Origin of the sequence: Pseudoalteromonas sp. SG44-17, from assembly GCF_014164235.1 — a bacterium.
GTDB classification, from domain to species: domain Bacteria; phylum Pseudomonadota; class Gammaproteobacteria; order Enterobacterales; family Alteromonadaceae; genus Pseudoalteromonas; species Pseudoalteromonas rhizosphaerae.
The window spans coordinates 343,614-365,036 of record NZ_JACJEV010000001.1; the positions used below are offsets into that span (position 1 = coordinate 343,614).

Genomic DNA, 21,423 nt, shown 5'->3' on the forward strand with positions numbered 1-21,423 from the left:
GGTTTACTGTAGAACATTTTTCACCCACTTGTTAATAAAGTGTATATTTACTTGCAATTTGTTCAACGATTGCAGCAACAAACTGATGCTGTAAGATTGACAGATGATTACCTGTGATCTCTATTGCCGAAAGTTCAGGGTTAACTACTCGCCAGCCCATATCATCAGCAAGCAATTGGCCTGCAAACTCTTTGGTATCGTGTGCTTTTATAACCATAAGCGGCACCTCAAGTAACTCTCTATTTATTTCTACCTTTGCTTGTAACTGCGCTTTATATACGCATTGCAGTGTTAGCAATTGACGAGCACTGAACTGGTAGCCCGCAGCAGCTAAATGCTTACTTAACCACTTTGTTTGTTGTTCATCAGCAAGCGTGCAATATAACTGCTGCTCATCGTCAGTTAAGTTCAATTGAAAAAATTCACTCAGGTTCGCTATTAGTAACGCTGCTATTTGCCTGTCTTGCAGTTCTAGCACAGCTGAATTAGGCATAGGCGTATCAATTACTAGCAGTGAGGCTGGAGCTTTATTGCGCAGTACTAATTGCTGCGCCATTTGATGAATAACAAAGCTTCCAAATGAATGACCAACCAAGTGAATATTAGCGTCTATCCCCTGCTCAATTAATGCGTTGCAGTAATGGTGTGCGGTCAGTGACAATGAATTAATAATATCTGGCTCTAAAGCGATCAGATCTGGCTGCAAACCATAAACAGGAATACGTTGATCTAGTTGATTAACCAATGCTTGATAGATCATCAGTAACCCTCCCGCACCGGCGACTAAAATCACCGGCTGAAACCCTTGTTCACCGGCCTGTAAACAGACTAAAGTTGTAGGCTGAAAATCAGCAGCGTGGCTTTTTTGTAATTGCTCAATTGCCTCAGCTAAAGCGTTTACAGTACGGTGGCGAAATAACATATCAATAGATACCGTTAACTGCATCTGATAGCTCAATTGTGATACCAAGCGCATTGCCAGTAATGAATGACCACCCAGCATAAAGAAATCATCGTTGATCCCCACTTGCTCTATGTTTAACAACTGACTAAATTGTTCAACCAATAATTTATGCAATGGCGTGATCGGCGCACTATATGAAAAGTTATTATGACTACTCAATTGTTGCGCTGTTTTACTAAGCTGTTTTCGATCAATTTTGCCATTATTTGTACAGGGTAAGCTGTCAACAAATTGAACATTTTGTGGCACCATATACTCGGGCAACACACCAACTAAAGCACGAATTAGTTGCTCACTGGCTCGCTCTAGCTCACCCACATCAACAAATGCAACTAGCTGCTCATTGCCACTTTTATCTTTACGAACCACTACAGCACAGGCGTTTATTTGTGGCAACGCAAGTAAATGACGTTCTATTTCGGGTAACTCAACACGATAGCCGCGAATTTTAACTTGTTCATCTAAACGCCCTAAGAACATTACTTCTTGGGTATTTGTACAACGCACTTTATCACCCGTTTTATATAACCTAACGCCGCTTTTTGGTTCAATAATAAATGCAGCAGCCGTTTTCTTTACATCGTTAAGGTAACCCCTTGCTAACCCTTTTCCACTGAGGTACAGCTGCCCACTAACATAATAGGGAACCGCTCTTAAATATTTATCTAGAATGTGTAATTGTAGCCCTGCCACTGGTTGGCCAATCGGTACTTCAGAACCTATATAATCAGTTACCTCAATTAATGTTGCAGAAATAGTTGCTTCTGTTGGTCCATAAGCATTGATCAAAATAATATTATCACTGTAATAAGCTTGCCATTGCTGCAACATTGCGGCTTGCATTTGCTCTCCACCAATTGTGATAATGCGTAACTGATCGGCAAGTGTTACTGGTGCTGCAGCTAATTGATGCCAATAGGCTGTAGGTAAACTCATTAAGGTCAATTGACTATATTGCGATAGTTTAGCTAAATACTGGGTATCGAGTAATTTTTGTTGATCGGCCATCACTAAAGTTGCACCGCTTAGCAAAGTACAAAAAACCTCCTCTGCAAATACATCAAAGCTGCAACTTGCAAACTGTAAGTAATTATCTTGCGAAGTGATCGCATAATTTTTTTGTAAGCACTGCACATAGTTAATAACACTGTGTTGCTCAACCATAACGCCTTTTGGCACCCCTGTTGTACCTGAGGTATAGATCACATAGCATAAATCATGCGGTGTGTAAGTTACTGTTGGGCTGTAATTAGGTTGTAAAGCAAGTGCCGCAGCACAAGTATGAAGATCGATGTTAAGTGTTGGCGGTAATGCGCCCTGCCAGTCTTGTTCGCACGTTAGCAATACTGCAAGCTCTGCATCAGCGGCTATAAACTGCCGCCTTTTTAATGGTAAACTAGGTGCAATCGGTACATAAGCCGCACCGATCTTTAAACTCGCTAAAATAGCGACAATCAAATCACAACCTGGGCTCAAACAGATCCCTATGGTCAAAGCTCTGTCAGAGCCTAGCGTATGTGTGAGTAAGTAATTAGCCAGTCTGTTAGCGGCTGCATCCAACTCATTATAACTCATTGTTTTAACTGGTAGGTTATTGTCATCATTATAATATTTCAACGCTGTTGACTCACCATAACTTGCTACAATTTGTGTAAATCGTTGTTGTAATGTTGTTGCTATATCCCAGCTTACATCTGCCACTTGATTAGCTGATAAACTAAACTCAGCTACCTTATCTATACCTGTTGTAAATCGATGATCGACTAAATCAATTGCTAAACTAGACAATGGTTGCTCAGGTGCCATTACAAACGCTTGTAATAACTGCTGCAACATAGCCAAGCAATGACTGGCAAGCGGATCATTAAATAGTGCGCTTTGATAACTCAAGGTCAATGAGAGTTGCTCAGCTTGGCCAACAACTAAAGTCATTGGATAATGAGTGAGATCTTTACTGTCATTCGCTAACACCTTAAATGGCATATTTGCAATTTCAGCCAATGGATCTGTCGGGAAATTTTCAAATACATACAAAGCATCAAACAATGGACTGCCATTAGCAATATTACTGTAGTTATGTACTTGGGTTAATGGAGTATGTGCATAATCAGATACAGCTAATAAGCTTTGCTTAACTGACTTTAAATACGCTAACACCGACTGCTCACCCGATGTGGTTAACAACACAGCTTGGGTATTAATGTATAAACCAACCCGTTGCTCAACGTTAGTAAGTTGGCTAGGTCGCCCAGATACTGTTTGCCCAAATAAGGCGTAATCTGAATTGCAACAAACACTCAGCCAGTAACCCCAGGCACCTTGCAGTAAATGATTAACTGTTAAACCCTGTTGACGAGCAAACTCAACCAATTGTGAACCCAATTCAGGCTCAAGCACTAAGGTTTGCTCAGACACCGTGTTGATATCATCGCCTTGCTTGCGCTGCGCAATATGCTCAACCAATAATGTTGCCTGATCTATATTGGCTAGATAACCTTGCCAAAATTGTTGCTCGGTTGTTTTATCTTGTTGCTGTAGATACTTAATATATTCGCTATAGTTATCTTTTTTTAGAGATAAACCATGCCCTGCAAGGCGAGCCTGATAATGCTGTAATAACTCTGAAAACAAAACAGGTAATGACCAGCCATCCATGATCAAATGATGGTATGTCCAAATAAATGCCATTTTTGTATCACTCAGAGCAAGCAAACGTAATCGCATACAAGGCGCCGCAGCTAGATCAATACCTTGTTGATATTCCTGATCTGCAATAGCAGTAATATAGGCTTGCTCATCAAGTATTGATTGTTGTTGCTGCTGCATAATTGCTTCAGTTACCAAGTCAACCTGCAATGGTACATGGTATTTATCAACCACGATTTGCACTGGTCCCACTGGGCTTGCTACGAACGCAGTACGTAATATGCTATGTGTATCAAGTAGCTGGTGCCATGCATACTCGAAAGCTTCGATGTCAAATGCCCCCTCAAGTAACAGTGTCGTTTGTTCATAATAAGCACTATGTTGTGATACTTCACCAGTTCGTTGACTGTGAAACCACATACCTTCTTGCAGTGCACTTAGCGGGTAAATATCAACAATGGCTGATTGCTTAAAAGGGGCTAATAAATGCTGTAACTGATGATTTGCCATCGTTGGCAAGAGTGGAAAATCACTTACCGTATGGCGCTTAATGTCGTCTTGTATGCAATGTTCAAGCACCGTCATAATACTTGCTTGATAATGCGTCATAAATGAAGCGACATCGGCTTCAGCTATACGGGCACCATCATACTCCACATGCATCGACAATTGCTCATTGACTATTGCTGCTGTTAATTGCAGACCATAGTAGGCGTGATTATGTTGGCTATGCAAACTGCCCGCGGATTCTGGCGCATCATCTAATAAACCATTATGTTGCAGCGCACTATCTAGCTGGCCTAAATAATTAAAAAATAGATGATTCTCCGTCGTAATAGTCAACGATTGGCGGGTCTTCTCATCTGGATGATAATAACGTAAGGCTCCATATCGACTAGCTTTAGTCGATAAATTGGCTAATTGCTCTTTCATATCACAGATCAAATCGGCAATATTTTGCGTATTGCTAAATAATCGAAATGGATACATAGCAGTAAGCCAGCCAAGCGTTCGAGTACTATCAAGTTGATTATTAAGTAACTCTCGGCCATGTCCTTCAAGGATAATAAGATGATCGTCCAAGTCATAATGCCTAACTGCAGACCATTGTAACGCGGCCAACAGTAGCGTTTGGATACTGGTATTATAAGGTCTATTTGCTGTCGTCAAGAGCTGCTGCGTAGCTGCACATGGGAGCGTTAATGTATGTTGTTGCAGTTGTTTTTTGATTGGCTCTTGCTGCCTTACAAAACGAAAAAAGCTGGGCTTACTCGCCACAGCAACCAATGCTTGCCAGTGTTTTAAATCATATTCATCTTTACCTTGCGCAATTAAAAATTGACTAATGTCATATAAATTAGCAGTACGAGAAGCAAAACAAATATTCTGCTGTAATTTTGCAGCTGACAACGCTTGGTTAATATCTTCAAGCAAAATGCGCCAAGATACACCATCAATTAATAAGTGATGGGCGATGATCAGCAAGCGGTTATCACTTTGCTGAGCTGGGGTTTTTATATGGCAGATTTGCAACAATGCAGTGCCATCAAAGTGAAAAGCTCCTTGTTGCACTTCACACACTTTCTCTAATGCTTGAGACCAATCATCATTGTGCTCAGCTAGATCAATAAAATGGCAAACGTGATCTACACTAAGATGCTGTTTTATAAAAAATTGCTTTTGCAGGCCTTTATCATCAACGACTAACCGCAAACTATCATGGTGCGCTAATAAAGCGCATGTTAACTCTTTAATATGTTGCACAGTCACTGTTTTATCAACACTGAGTAAGAGTGACTGGTTCCAATGATCAGCTGCTACAAATTGTTGTTCAAAAAACCAATGTTGAATGGGAAGTAATGGCAATGCGCCTGAAAAGCTTTGCTGTGGCTCAACCTGTTTCCGTTGTGGCTGTTTGTGTACCAATTGCTCAGCTAGCACTGCAACGGTACTAAAGTTAAAAATATCAGCTACTGACAAACTAATATTTTGCGCTCTTGCCCGACTGGCAATTTGAATACTGAGAATTGAGTCCCCTCCCGCCGCAAAAAAATCATCATCAACTTGCAGCATCGGCTGATTTAATACTTGTCGATACAAAGTGAGTAGTAAGCTGCTTAATCCGCTTGCTTGTTGTGCTGCAGGTCCTTGATTTAATTGCTGTGTAACAATTTGTTCGCTTGGTGTGCGTAGGTGTTTATGTAATTGCAGATGATCTATTTTGCCATGTGCCGTCAGGGGAATTTCATCTACGTGAATAAGCTCACTCGGTATCATGTGATCCGGTAACTTAACTTTAAGACTTGCTATACTTTGGCGCTTAAATTGCGCTTGGAGCGAATCACTTATCTGTGGCGTGACAATAAAAGCCAACAGCTGCTTATGGCCTTCAGCGAATTCACTCACGCTAACAACACAATCCGTTACGCCAGCAATAGCACGTAAGTGATACTCAATTTCAGACAGTTCAATACGGTAACCGCGTAATTTAACTTGTGCATCATTGCGGCCAATGTAGGCAATACGACCGTTATTTAATTGCCTAACTAAATCACCAGTTTTATAGGCTCGCAGTTGTTGCTCTGCAACTGTCGTTAAGTAAATAAAACGCTGTGCTGTAAGCTCTGGACGGTTCAAATAGCCTCGCGCTAATCCTGCACCAGCTATATATAATTCACCAATCATGCCAGGCACAACCGGCTGCCCCTGCTGATCAACAATTAATAACTCTACATTATCAATAGCATAGCCTATATCTGGAGCCATACCCAGCTCTTCCGTTGTTTTACCAACCTCAGCCGAGGTGGCAACAACTGAGGTCTCTGTAGGGCCATAATTATTAATAATACAATACGGTTTTGCAGCTGAGGGGCATGTTTTTAACTTGTCGCCGCCAACCAGTAAATAACGCAAAGTAACAGGCGTAAAAGCGTGATCTGCCAACATTATTTCAGCGATTGGAGTGGCTAAAAAGCAATGACTCACATGATGTTCATCAAGTAGTTGCGCTAATTTTTGCGGGTTATCTAAACTTTCTCGCGGCACAATTACCAGCTTTGCTCCGGCGCTTAAATAAGGCCAGATCTCCCAGCTTGCAGCGTCAAACGCGATATTTGCTGTTTGACTGGCAATACTTGATTTATCAACAGCAAATGCGCGTTGATGCCAACGGCATAAATTGCTCAGCCCTTGGTGGGGGATCATTACCCCTTTAGGGTTACCCGTTGTGCCTGAGGTATAAATGACATACGCTAATTGCGCCGCCTCTATTTTGGGTAATTGCACTTGACTTAGTGTATTACATGCAAGGTTTAAAGTGTGCTTAAATTGCTCATTATCAAGGTAAATAAGCTGGCTGTTCGCACCACAATTATCTTCTAACAGCGCTGCAAATGCAGTGTGAGTGATAAGCCACTGCGCACCACAATCATTAATAATATAAGCAATTCTAGATGCTGGATAATTCGGATCAACAGGAACATAACAGCCACCCGCTCTCATAATCGCTAGCAATGAAACTATTAAGTCAATGCCGCTTTGCATGCTTACAACAACAGGCTGTTCAGCTTGTAAGCCTTGCTGTATCAAGTATTTTGCCAATAATTCACTACGCTGATGAATTTGCTGATAACTCGCAAATTGCCCTGAGGCTGCCTCAATAATGCCAGTGTCAGTTTTAGCATGCTGTTCGGCTACAGCAGTAAATGCATCTATGACGGTTGCAACTGGCTTATTTAGCCGTTGCTCACCTTTGAGCACGCAGTTATGCAGCTGTTTATCTGTCAACATTGTAGCTGACTGTATAGCAACCTGCGGATCGGCTGTGAATGACCTAATTAAAGTGCATAATGCCGTAGCCATGGTTTGAATTGTTTGTGGGGTAAATAACGCCGTGTTATAAGCCCAGCTAAAGCGTAACTCATCGTCATCTTCACTGCATGCCAGCTCAATATCAAATTTTACTTGCGGTGGCTGCTCATCAATCGCTGTAACCTGTATATTAGGTAATTTAAACTGTGTATTTAACCTTGGGTTTAACGAAAATGTAAGCTGAAAAACACTCTGTTGACTCATGCCACGCGGTAACTGCAAAGCATCAACAATTTTTTCAAATGGCATGGCTTGATGCTGACCAACGGCAACAATTAATTGTTTTTGCTGTGCGAGTAGCCCTTCAAAACACATATCTTCGCGCAATTGACAACGGATCGGCAGTGTATTAATAAAGAATCCAATTAAGGGAGTTAGTTGCGTTTGTGAACGCCCTGAAAATGGCGCACCAATCACAACATCATCACACTGACTATACCTAGCTACAAATGCGGCATAAGCACTATGCAGCCACATAAATAAGCTCACATCAAACTGCTGGCATTGCCTGTGGATCGCCGAAACCGTGGTTTTATCTAGCTGTATTTGATAGCTCGCACCAGCGGACGTAAGCTGTTTAGGACGTATTTTATCCAGCGGTATTTGATGTATCGGTGGGGCATCTTGTAACTGTTGTAACCAAAATGCTTGGTGTTTATCTAACAGCTGCTGGTGTAACTGACTACGCTGCCAATGAGCATAATCCCCGTATTGAATTGATAAAGGTTGCGCAAGCTGTTCAGGCAACCGAGTTTGACTCGTAAAGCTTTGATAAAACGCTTCAAATTCACTCGCTAATATTGCTAAAGAATGTGCATCAGAGGCAATATGATGCATATTTACCCGTAACTTCCAATGCTTTGCATGCAGCTTAACTAAAATAATACGCAGCGGTAACTGGCACCTTAAATCAAAGGCTGTTTGGCTGTCATCGCGCAGCGTTTTTAACCACAGTCGTTGCTGTTGCTCATCGTTAAGTTCACTGGCATCTATGATCTTTAACACCGATGGAAATGTGTCTTGGACCACTTGCTGAGGTAAGTTTGCTTTACCGACTGTGATAAACGTACGCAACACTTCATGACGCTGCACGATAGCGTCACACACGCGTTGAAATGTATCAACATCAAGCAAACCATGCAGTTCAAAATTAGCTGGCATATGATATTGCACGTTTCCCGGCTGCAATTGATCTATGGTCCATAATCGTTGTTGAGCAAAAGATACCGGTAATTGCGTTACTGATTGCACTTTCGGGATAACTGCTGATGCTACAGTGTAATTGGCAGCTTTATTGCGCGCAGCCGCTAACGCGAGTGTGTGGACCTGCGGCGCGTAAAACAGATCAGCTAAAGTAATCGACAACTGAGCGTGTTGCGCTAAGTGACTGACTAATTGGCTAGCTAATAATGAATGCCCACCCAATTCAAAAAAGTGCCCTTGCCTACCCACGTTTGAAACCTTTAATATCGCCTCAAATGCCGCAGCGATTGCTTGTTCGTCATCCGATCCTGGAGGCTCATCTGCAGTTGCTTTAAGCTGTAATTGATCCAGCGCTAAGAGTGCTTTTTTATCAATTTTACCGTTCACCGTTAATGGCATCTGCAGCACAGCAATAACATTCGTTGGCAGCATAAATTCGGGTAATGTGGTGCGTAAAAACTGTTGTACTTCGCTTGTGAGTGCAGCAAATACGGCATCACTTTTGACGATAACAAATGCTGTGATCCGTGGATTAGTCGGCTGTTGAGTATTCAGTAACACTGTTGCGCTACTCAGCTTAGGGTGGCCACGTAACTGGTTTTCTATTTCACCCAGTTCAATACGGTAACCGCGTACTTTAACTTGGTCGTCAATACGGCCCATATAACTCAATTCGCCAGTTACTAACTGACGTACTAAATCACCCGTTTTATATAGTTTTTTAGCTGCGTTAGCTGAAGAAAATGTATCTGCCACAAAGCGCTCAACGTTGAGCTCATCACGGCGCCAATACCCCCTGCAAACCCCATCCCCACCTACATATAACTCACCAACTGCGCCAACAGGTAGTAACTGACGAAACTTATCCAAAACGTAGCAACTGGTCGTTGGTATTGGCCGACCAATATTGTTTGCACCAGATCCCAGATCTGCGTCATGTAAACGCTTGAAAGTCACATGAACCGTTGTTTCAGTAATGCCATACATATTGATCAGTTGGCAGTCGCTAAAGCGTTTTGCCCAAGGGGCCAACTTAACGGGCTGTAATGCTTCGCCACCAAAAATGACGTATCTAATTTTGCTCTGCTGTATACGCTGCGAAGGCTTGGTTAACATTGCTGTTTGTAGCGCATAAAAAGCACTGGGGGTTTGATTTAGAACGCTGACGTGTTGATCTAGTAATAAATTTGCAAATGCATCACTGTCTTTTGCGGTATCTGCATCCACAATAACTAAGCGGCCACCAAAAAGTAACGCGCCGTACATTTCCCACACCGAAAAATCAAAGCAAAATGAATGAAACAGAGTCCATACATCATGCTCATTAAAATCAAATAAACTCGGCTGTACACACAATAATCGGATCACTTGGCGGTGTTCAATTTGCACACCTTTAGGCCGTCCAGTAGTGCCAGAGGTGTAAATCATATACGCTAAGTGGGATGGACAAATAGCTAACTCGAGGTTTTGTGTATCACTAATCTGATTAATGGCTGTGTAGATCGTGCAATCATCAATATTTATGCACGTTAAGTTATGCTGCGAAAACAACCCGAGACTACTGTTATCACACAACACTAAGTTACTCTGGACATCGTCTACAATATAACTGATCCGATCGCGAGGATAATTGGGATCAATAGGCACATAAGCAGCGCCAGCTTTTAGCACCGCTAATAACGTCACCACTAAATTAACATTGCGGGTTACGCTCACTGGCAGCATATCTTGCGCTTCAACACCCTGACTTAATAATACTCTGGCGAGTAGATTTGCCCGTTCATTAAGCTGTTTATAAGTGAGTGCTTCGTGCTCATCGACTAGCGCCAACTGGTCAGCAAACCTGATTGCTTGTTGTTCAAATACACTCACTATACTGGCGCTTTGATCCCAACTTGTACTATCCGCTTGCTGCGATGTGGCAGCGTCAGTTAATGCCTGTAGCTGCTGTTCATCAAGCAATGCCAATTTTGATATTTGGGTATCCGGTGCAGCAACAATGTTTGCTAATAATACGGCAAAACTATCTGCCCAGTGAGTAATTGTCGCAAGCTCATAAAGTGCTTCATCAAACTTCCAAGTAACTGTTAAACCTTGGTTGTCGATAACTGCATTAAGCTCCAAATCACATTTTACTGCGCTGTGGTGCTCTCGCGCTTCACTGCGAGACTCAGCTATTTCAACACCCGGTAACTGAAAGGTTGGTTGCTCATCAACAGTTAAAGTGAAGAAAATTTGTACTAAAGGATGATGACTTAAATCGCGTTGACAATTGAGCCCTTCAACCAGTTTATCAAATGGCATATTGCGATATTCAAACGACTGTAAAATACGTTCTTTTTGTTGCTGCAACCATGCATTAAAAGTTAATTCATCCGGCAATACGGCATGCATAACTAAGGTATTAACAAACAAACCGATTAAATCGTTTAGCTGTGGATGCTCACGGCCCTGAGTTGGCGTGCCGATCAGTACCTTTTCCGTTTGTTTAATACGGCCAATAAATAACATAAAACTACTTAACAACCACATAAATGGTGTGACTGATTGACTCGCCGCATGTTGTTGTATTTTTTCAACAAACAAGCGACTTAACCGTTGCCGATAAACTAAACCAGACTGCTTTTGAACGCTCGATCTAACTTTATCCGTTGGTAGTGATTGCAACGGTTCAAGATCGCCAAGTGTTGTACGCCAATAATTAATTGCTGCTGTAAAGTACTCTGCTGTTAAGGTATTTCGTTGCCACGCAGCGTAATCAGCATATTGAATTGGTAACGAGTCTAATTCGACATTACCTTGCAGTAGTTGCGTATAAATGGTTTGTAATTCTTGAGCAAATATTTGCATTGACGCGCCATCACTAACAATATGATGCATATTAAATGCTAAATAATGTTGCTCATTATCGGATACCAATAGCACTCGTATTAATACATCTCGACTCAAATCAAATGGCTGAGCTTGATGTTGTATCAGCGCCGCTTTTATTTGGCTTTGTCGCTGTGTAACTGGGAATGTTGATGCATCCAGCCACTGAAAAGGCGTTATAAAGGTGTCTGTTACTTGCACATACGGTATACCTTGCGGATCAGTTATAAACTGACTGCGTAATATTTCATGGCGACCAACAATGTGTTTGATTGCCGCGCGTAACAACGGCACATCTATATGGCCTTTTAGAGTAAACTCAGCAGGCATATAATATTGTTGGCTGCCTTGTAACTGCTCAATAAACCATAAGCCTTGTTGAGCAAAGCTCAAAGGCAAACACCTATCTCGCTCAGCGATGGCAATTGCGTCCATATTACTTTGCAACGTAACCACTGACTGTTGTTGCTGAAAATAGCGGATAATCGCCGCTTTATGCTCAATGATCCGAGCTTTAAGTTCACTTGGAAAACCGTTACTTTGTTTAAATGCTAAAGCACCTTGTTTTTCATACAAAGTAACACCTGCTCGTAAAGCATCTGCGATTAACTCTTCAATTTCTAGCAGTTGATTTTCCATCACAAAAACATCTCTTCTGAGTTATCATTTTCACTCATGGCGTTATTAGCGGCTTGATGAATGGCGTACCAGCTAGCAATAGCCGCAATTGTCGGCCTTTCAAACAGAACTCTCACTGGAATATCAGCCTGTAACCGCGCCTTGAGCAACGCCATACATTGTGTTGCCAATAATGAATGCCCCCCGAGCGCAAAAAAGTTATCGGTGATGCCAACAGAGTCAACTTGTAACTGCTCTGCAAAGATATCGACCAAGGCTGCCTCAAAGTCATTACGCGGCGGCACATTTTCAGTTGCTACTGCGACTGATTGTCCCCATTGAAGCAGTTGTTTACTGTCAACTTTTGCGTTAGATGTCAGGGGAATAGCACTTATCGCATGCCATTTTGTTGGCATCATATAAGCAGGTAAATAGTTCGTAAGGTAGTTGCTAAGCATAGCCTGTTGCTGTGCGCCTAAGAGTGTTATTTGCTGCTCTTGCCCAAACGCTTTAATCAATGAGTTATTTGGCGTAAGCACTAAGTAAGCCTCAAGGTTTTCAGTGTCTTTATTTAATATTACACATGCCTCACTAATCTCTTTATGCTGGACTAACTGTGCTGTAATTTCGCCCGGCTCAATGCGATAACCGCGCAACTTAATTTGTTCATCGACTCGTGCACAAAATAGCAGGTGTTCTGGTTGGCCATGTTTATCAAGCAACCAACGCACTTTATCCCCAGTACGATAAAATCGCTGCACAGTTTGCTGATGCCCAAAAGGTAACCACACAAAACTTTGCGCCGTTAAACTCGCTTGATTTAAATACCCTTGAGCAACATTGTCACCGGCAATATAAAGCTCGCCAATGGCACCCATTGCGGTTAATTGCTGATGTTCATCTAATATCACCAACTGACTATCTGCAATCGCCCGACCAATTGGCACTTGGGCCATTTTACGCCGTTCAAGCTCGCTAATTTGCTTAAGCTCGCAATGATAAACACTGCAACCTACCGTCGCTTCAGTTGGGCCGTACTCATTCACCCACTGGCAATTAGGCAAATACTGAGTTAACGATTTGAGCAACTGAGTGGGTAATGCTTCACCACCAATGACAACCACATGTGCAGTTGCTACTGCAGCAGCTGGAGCAAACGCAAGTAAGCCTTGTAAATGTGCAGGAGTAACTTTAAATAAGCAGGCTTGAGAGCTGAATATCTGCTTTGCAAGCTGCTCAAGCATCTGCTCATCATCAGCAAGTAGTGTAATATTGATACCCATTAGTAATGGTGCCCACAACGAAGTGACCGTAGCATCAAATGCCAATGGCGTACTCACCACACTGGTTGTTAACGCAGCTGATAGATACTCACACTGCGCATGTGCTAAGTAACAAGCTAAATTACCATGGCTGATCATCACCCCTTTTGGGGTGCCTGTGGTTCCTGATGTATAAATAATATATGCAAGATCATCCGCCGAATATGACGCAGGCAGTGCACTTTGCGAACCATTGAGTGAGCCATACTGCCAACTGTTTGGCTCATCAAGCAATACACATAATGGCGCAATAAGACTCCCGAGCTCATCCGTTAGATGCTGTTTAGCAAACGCTGACTGTGTGATCAAACACTGTGCTTTACTGTCATCGATAATAAATTGCACTCTGGATACTGGTAATTTTGGATCAATCGGCACATAGGCACTGCCGGTTTTTAAAATCGCTAACATGGCGACCAGCATTTGTGCCGTTGCGCTAACACATAAAGCAACTTTACTTCCGGCGGTTATCCCTTGTTCTTGTAAATAATTGGCTAACAGCTGTGACTGAGTCTGTAATTCAACATAACTCAACACTTCACCATCAGGGCCAACGACCGCATTACGTGTTGGATATTGTTCAGCTTGACGTGCGATTTGCGTGACAAGGTTAAGTGGCTGAGTGTGCCTTGCATAGGGTGGCGAAGATAAGTTAAGCAGCACATTTTCTTTGGTTGCTGACACTACAGGTAATAGCTGCAACTTCATAAGAGGGTCACTTAGTATCGCATCAATTAAGACCTCGAATGCTGCTGCATATTCAGTAATACTACTGGCATTAAATAATGTCTCACTAAAATTCCACTGCAGCTCAATGCCATCGCCTTGCTCAATTGCATTGACCTCTAAATCAAATTTCATTTTTGGTGCTGCGTGTGGCTGCATTTCAATATGTAAACCTGGCAGTGAAAAATCACTCGTTTCATTGTTTTGCAGTGCAAATAAAATTTGAAATAAAGGATGATGTGCTAAGTTTCGCTCAGGCTGCAGTACTTCAACTAATTGTTCAAATGGCACTTGTTGATGTTTAAAAGCATCTAAAATCACCTGTTTTTGCTGCATTAATAACTGCGTGAAGTTTTGCTGTCCTTCACTGCGGGTGCGGATCACTAAGGTATTAACAAAAAAACCAATTAGATTAGCTATTTGTGGCTGTTCACGACCAGCAACTGGAGAGCCAACTAAAATATCCGTCGCTTCACTCAATCGCATCATTAACAAGGAAAAGGTTGTGTGTAACCACATATATAAAGTAACACCGTGTCTGGCACATTGTTGCTGGATAGCTTTAGTCGTTGCAGCGGACAAATGCTGGTTAAAACATTGCCCTTGCAACTGCTGTTGGATTGCTCGAGGCTGCTCTATTGGTAAATGATGAACAAAAGGGGCACCTGTTAACTGAGTACGCCAATAAGAAAGTGATTCATGCAAGGCACTTTCACTGCATACTAAACGCTGCCAATAAGCGAAATCGGCATATTGGATAGCTAATGGTTGCTGTAATAATGCAGGTAAAACAAATCGCGGTTCAGCACTTGCAGCTCGGTAAAAAGCAATAAACTCGCGAACTAAAATTGCCATTGACCAGCCATCGCTTGCAATATGATGCATATTAAAATGTACAAAACTTTGCTCATTGCTAATTTTAGCAACCACCACACGCAGTAAAACGTCGCTTGCCAAATCAAACGCTTTACTACTTGCATGTGACGACAGTGATTGCCATTGGTGATCTTGCTGTTCACGATTAAGCATACTTAAATCGTGCAGCTCAAGTGGGATCTCAAAGTGTTCATTAATACATTGCTCAGGCGCTGAGCCTTGGTCGCGTGTAATAATAACGGTACGCAGCACTTCATGGCGTTCAATAAGTGCATATAACGCGCCCGACAATGCAGTCAGCTCCAACTTCCCCGTAAACACAAAGCTAGCTGGCATATGATATTGCACACTTTCATTATGTACTTGATCAATAAGCCATAATCGTTGCTGTGCATAGGAAAGAGGTAGCGCTTGCTGGCGAGATATTTTCACAATCTCTTGGTGTGGCTGAATTTTTTCACAGTTTTGTAATGCTTGCGCTAACGTTGCAATCGTTGGGGTTTTAAATAATTGCGGTAATGTTATGTCGAGCTGCTTACCTTCACGAATCTTACCAATCAAGCGGATTGCTAATAACGAGTGCCCCCCTAAATCAAAAAAGTTATCGTCTAAACCAATATGTGTAGTGAGTAAAATCTCACTAAACAGCTGTAACAAATATTGCTGTAATGGTGTTTGCGCGTGCTTGCTGTGTGTTGTGCTAGTTGGCTGTAAACAACTAAGTGCGTCAGCTATCAATGTGGCTTTATCAATCTTGCCGTTTTTCGTCAGTGGCATCACAGTAATAGCATAACAGTGTGCGGGGATCATATACGGCGCTAAGTAATGCGATAAATGCGATTTAATGGTGTTAACGGCTAATGGCTTTTCATGTTGATGGAAAACAATATGTGCCGCTAACGTTTGCTGCTTGCTATCAACCGTCACCGCACAATCAGCCACTTCAGGGAGTTCTAGGATCAGCTGCTCAATCGCGGCTAAATCAACTCGAAAACCGCGCAGCTTGATCTGTTGATCCTTACGTCCACAGTATCTTAAATAACAAGCAGCACCTGTTTCATCAGCTTGCCATAACGCTATGTCGCCTGTTCTATAAAAACGCTTGGTCACTTTTCCACCCTGTTGGCTAGGCAGCTGCAAAGTAATAAAGCTGGTATTATTAAGCTCAGTCTGATTAATGTAACCTGGGCTGACAACAGGTCCTGCAATAAGTAATTCACCACGCATATTCACTGCTGCTGGCTGATCAAATTGGTCAACCACTAACAGCGTTACATTATCGTTAGCTAAACCAATTGGGACATCATTATGACGCAGTAAAACCTCATCACTGGTACTGTGATCAATTACAAAAGTGCTTGAACCGACTGTAGTTTCTGTTGGTCCATATTCGTTAATCCAACGACACAGTGGTAACTTTGCACGGATCGCCAACAACAATTCAGTTGTGAGTGCTTCACCACCGATCACCAATGTATGGGTAACATTGCTTACACAATAGTGCTGCGATAATGCCAAAATGGCACGTAAATGAGCTGGCGTGAGCTTAAACAGTTTAGCGTCTGTTGCTGTAAAGAGTAGTTCCGTCAGCTGGGTTAACTGTTCACCCCCTTGCGCAATAATTTCCACCACGCCACCTTGCATCAAGGCTGGATATAACGCCGTGACCGTTGCATCAAACGCCAAAGGCGTACTCAATACGCTGCTACAAAGGGCTGAATTATCGGGCATATAATGCGCAACCGCATGCTGTAAATAAGCCGCTAAATTAGCATGATTTATCATCACCCCTTTCGGCCGTCCGGTCGAACCAGAAGTATAAATAATGTAACTCAAATCATCATCTTTGACATTGAGGCTGAGTTGTTCATCTGGCTGCTCCACCGGGTAGCCGTCGAAGTTAGAATCGTCATCAAGAAGATCATCAACGAGCAAAAAATCTGCGCCACTGTTGATCAGCGTGTCGGCATTCTCACTCAATGCTAAAATCATCATCAACTCAGCATCTTCAACAATATAACTTAACGTTTTTATTGGTGTATCTTGGTGTATCGGCACGTATACATGACGTGCCTTTAAAATAGCGAGTATCGCCACCACCATAGCGGCACCTGATGGCAGCAAAATGGCAATTCGACTTTGCGCAGCAAAATCCATTTCGAGTAAACAATGTGCAAGCTGATTAGCACGTTGTTCAAGCGCGAGGTAACTATAGGTTTGGCCATTACATCTTACTGCGGGGTGTTGCGGGTGCTGCTTTGCAAAATGCGAAAAACACACATGTAAAGGCGATGGTTGGGTATTTTGTATATCAATTGAGTCACTATGAGATAATGCCGCTGCGTGCTGGCTCGGGCTCCACAGTATTAACTCTGCGAGCTTGACGCTTTGATCAGCCAAGCATTGCTGCAACACATAACTAAATTGAGCAAAGAATGTCTCTATATTCGCTTGATGCCATAGTGCGGTATCGTATAACCACTCAATTTCTAGCACGTCACCGGTATCTATAACTGAGACTTCTAAGTCAAGTTTAGCGCTACGCACCTTGCTCTGTGAGGCTTTAATTGATAGCCCTGCTAGCTGTAAATTTTCATTTATCGTATTGTTTACTCTAAAGATGACTTGTACTAACGGCGGAATTGCTAAACTGCGTTCGGTGGCTAATTCATCCACTAAGAGATCAAATGGGATCTGTTGATGAAGCAGTGCTTCACTCAACGTTGCTTTTACATCAGCTAATGCTTGGTTAAAGCATGTATCCCCTGACACCTTATTACGTAACACCAGCGTGTTAACAAAGTTGCCAATAATAGGTTCAAGCTCTGCGGCAACTCGCCCTGCAACTGGCGTACCTAGCACACAATCTGATTGCCCAGAAACTCGACTAAACCACAAAGTAAATACAGTTTGTAAGGTTACAAACAAAGTGTCACCTTGGTTTGCAATAAACAATCTTAATTGTTCAGTTAATGCAGGCGACAACACGGTTTTATATAAACCGCCGCCGCTGAGCACATCGTTACCTCGCTCGTACTGTGTAGGTAACTCATGCACTGTAGGTAATTGCGCTAACTGTTGACGCCAGTAGTCAATACTTATTTGCCACTGAGGATCAGCTTGCATACGATGCTGCCAATGTACAAAATCAATATAATTATGCTCTAGAGTTTGCAAATCAGTGGCGTTTGTCATACCAATATGCTGATTATAATTGCTAGCGAGTTCACGGCATATCAAGCCAATAGACCAGCCATCGGCAACAATATGATGAACAGTAACAAGTAACTGATAATGGTGATCGGCTATTTTAATCAAGCTTGCCCGTAACATCAGCTGTGAGGTTAAATCAAATGACTGATTATAATCTTCCACTATCATCTTCTGTAACAGCTGCTGTTGATCTGCTTGTGTGCAAAGGTCTATCTGTTGCAATGAAAAAGCTAAATGGCCGTTAAAATATTGGCATGGCTGCGCATCAGCTGTACTTTTATAGTTATAACTTAGGATCGTATGGCGCTTAATGATATCTTTAAATGCCTGCTGCAATGCCGCCACATCAACATCACCGCGCAGCGTAAACACGCCCTGTAAATTATATTGACGGCTGTGTCCCTGCAGCTGATCAACAAACCAAATACGCCGCTGAGAAAATGACAACGGGTGTTCCCCAGCTAAATCAATATGTGTTAATTGCACCTTTGAGCTAGCTTGTTCACTACAGGTTAAATACTGGGCTAACTCCTCAACGGTTGCATGATTGAAGATGTCTTTAAGTGACAATGAAACGCCAAACTGCTGACGAATTTGGTTAAGTAATCTAATTGCTAGTAAGGAATGCCCACCGATTGCAAAAAAATCATCTTCTAGACCAACCCTAGCAAAGCCTGTTAACTGTGCAAATAACGCCGCTACTTGCTGCTGCATTAGCGTTTTTGGCGCTACAAAAGTATCGCTGCTGCGTACCATTTGTTGTTGTAAGAATTTACGATCAACTTTGCCATTTTCAAGATAAGGTAATTGCTCTTTCAGTACAAAGAAACTGGGGATCATAGGCTCTGGTAATACACACTTTAAGTCCGTTTTGATCCGTTGTTGTAAGGCCTCAGCAGTTAATTGCTGGCCTTCATTAGATGCCACATAGTACGCAACTAAAGTATCTGCAGAGGCAATTTCGCGACAAATCACAGCACTATTTTTAACCACTGATAAAGCCGTTAACTTTGCCTCGATATCAAGTAAGTCAACTCTAAAGCCTCTGATCTTAGGTTGCTTATCTAAACGCCCTAAATATTCCAGCGCACCGTCTTTGCGCAAACGAACATTATCACCAGAGCAATAATAGCGTTGTTGTCCCTTGGTCGTGTTAATCACAACAAAACTTTTCGCAGTCTGATCCGTTGCACGAATATAGCCTGTTGCTAAACTCTCACCACCAATATAAAGCTGTCCAGGCATGCCCATGGCAACGGGTTCGTGGTGTGCATCTAGTATGGCAAGTTCAACATGAGCAAGCGCGCTACCAATAGGATAACTCATCTGCTCAGCAGTTTGATGATCCTCAATTTCATAGGTAGCCACCCCAATGCAGGTTTCTGTCGGCCCATAATGATTGATTAATTTAGCGCTTGGATAGAGCGCCCGAATTTGCGCTACTAATTGCGCTGTTAATGATTCCCCCCCTAACACCCACTGTTGAAGAGGTGCGCGAGGTACTTGACTCGCAGCAATAGTGGCTAATAGTTCAGCAGCAAAGCTGGGAGTGATCTTTAAAAAGTTAATTGCTTGCTCACTGAACGTATCGACAATCGCAACAGGATCACTTTTTACATGTGGTGAAATTAATACCACAGTGCCGCCACTCGCCCATACCGGATATATCCCAGTTAAACAAAGATCGGTCGCAAGCCCTGTAACCACAGCTGACTTGGTATCATTATTCAATTCAAGTCGCTTAGTAATACTTTGAACATAGTGCGCTAATGCAGCATGATTAATTTCAACCCCTTTTGGCGCGCCTGTTGAACCGGAGGTAAATATCACGTACGCGCTGTCATTAAGGTTTAAATTGGGTAAGCCAGTTAAATTAACCGCCGCTTTTGACAGCTGCGCAAAAGGCCATAATGTAATGTGTTGCTCATTTAATACCGTAACTGCTTGCTTTTCGAGCGCTGTATCATCAAATGTTACTAAATATTCACAGCCTGCCTGCTGTAAAATTTCCGCAATACGCGCCACTGGAGTGCCTTGCTCAATCGGTAAGTAAGCACGGCCTGTTTGCAATAGTGCAAACATCGTTAATAAGGCATCGATTGAGCGAGATACCAATAATGCAATGGGTGCTGCAGTTGTTTGTTGATGATGAGTTTGCAAAGCTAAAATATGGCTGGCGAGTGCTGCGCTTTGTTGCACTAATTGTTGATAACTCAAACTTCGTGCGGTTTTTCCATGTTGGTCAGCTTCAATACAAGCTGTTTTTTCAGCACTAAGCTCAGCCTGCTTTATCACCTGTACAGGTAATGCAATCACATCACTGCTGACTTTTTCATGATCTTTTTTACGCCCTAACAACTGGCTGGCATAACACGCAGAGGGTAACTCAACGGTTGCAATAGTTTGTGCTGCGTTATTGCCAAGAGATATAACTAATTCATTAAAATCATTGCTCATTTGCTGAATAACATGGTCATCAAATAGCGCACTGCAATAATCAAAACTAATATCTAAGCCCTGCTCTGATTCACTTACATTCAAGGTTAAATCAAATTTTGCAGTACCGTTATCTAATGGCAATAATTTAGCCGACAATGTTGCGGTTTCCACAGTACCGGTATCTACACCATTATAATTAAACAGTATTTGAAACAATGCTGAATGTGCTGACGATTTAGCTAAGCCAAGTGTTTCGATAATATCTTCAACTGCCACACTTTGATTTGCTAGCCCTTGCGCCACTAACACTTTAGTTTGCGCTATTAATTGTGCAAAAGAGCTCTGCGGTGACACCATTTGTCGCATAGGTAAGGTATTGATAAAACACCCTATAACATTCTCAAATTCGGGCTGTTCACGATTCAATACAGGCACCGCCACCGTAATATCCTGTTTTTGGCTATAGCGCTGTAATAGTACATAAAACACACTTAACAACCCGACAAACCGAGTAGCACGTAATTGCTGACAGCAACTGTCAAATTCGGTAACCAGCCGTGTCTCGATAACACTGTGCTGGCTCTTGCCTTGATAGGTTTTTTGTTTATCACGAGGATAACTCGTTGGCAGCTCAAATAACTCCATCCCTGTTAGCGCTTGTTGCCAATAACTTAG

General features: G+C 42.4%; 2 protein-coding genes. Both read right to left on the minus strand.

Annotated elements, in window-relative coordinates; translation table 11 throughout:
• Positions 1–31 precede the first annotated feature (31 nt).
• Positions 32–12,193, minus strand: coding sequence for a non-ribosomal peptide synthetase (locus H5182_RS01530; RefSeq protein ID WP_182759379.1), 12,162 nt, complete (start codon positions 12,191–12,193; stop codon positions 32–34).
• A partial coding sequence (locus H5182_RS01535; protein ID WP_182759380.1) for a non-ribosomal peptide synthetase occupies positions 12,193–21,423 on the minus strand: 9,231 nt, incomplete at its 5' end. The genes H5182_RS01530 and H5182_RS01535, both read right to left, overlap by 1 nt.

What these genes read in the sequence shown, in the direction of transcription:
- H5182_RS01530 (WP_182759379.1), bottom strand. Translation starts at nt 12,193, where the DNA reads ATGGAAAATCAACTGCTAGAAATTGAAGAGTTAATCGCAGATGCTTTA.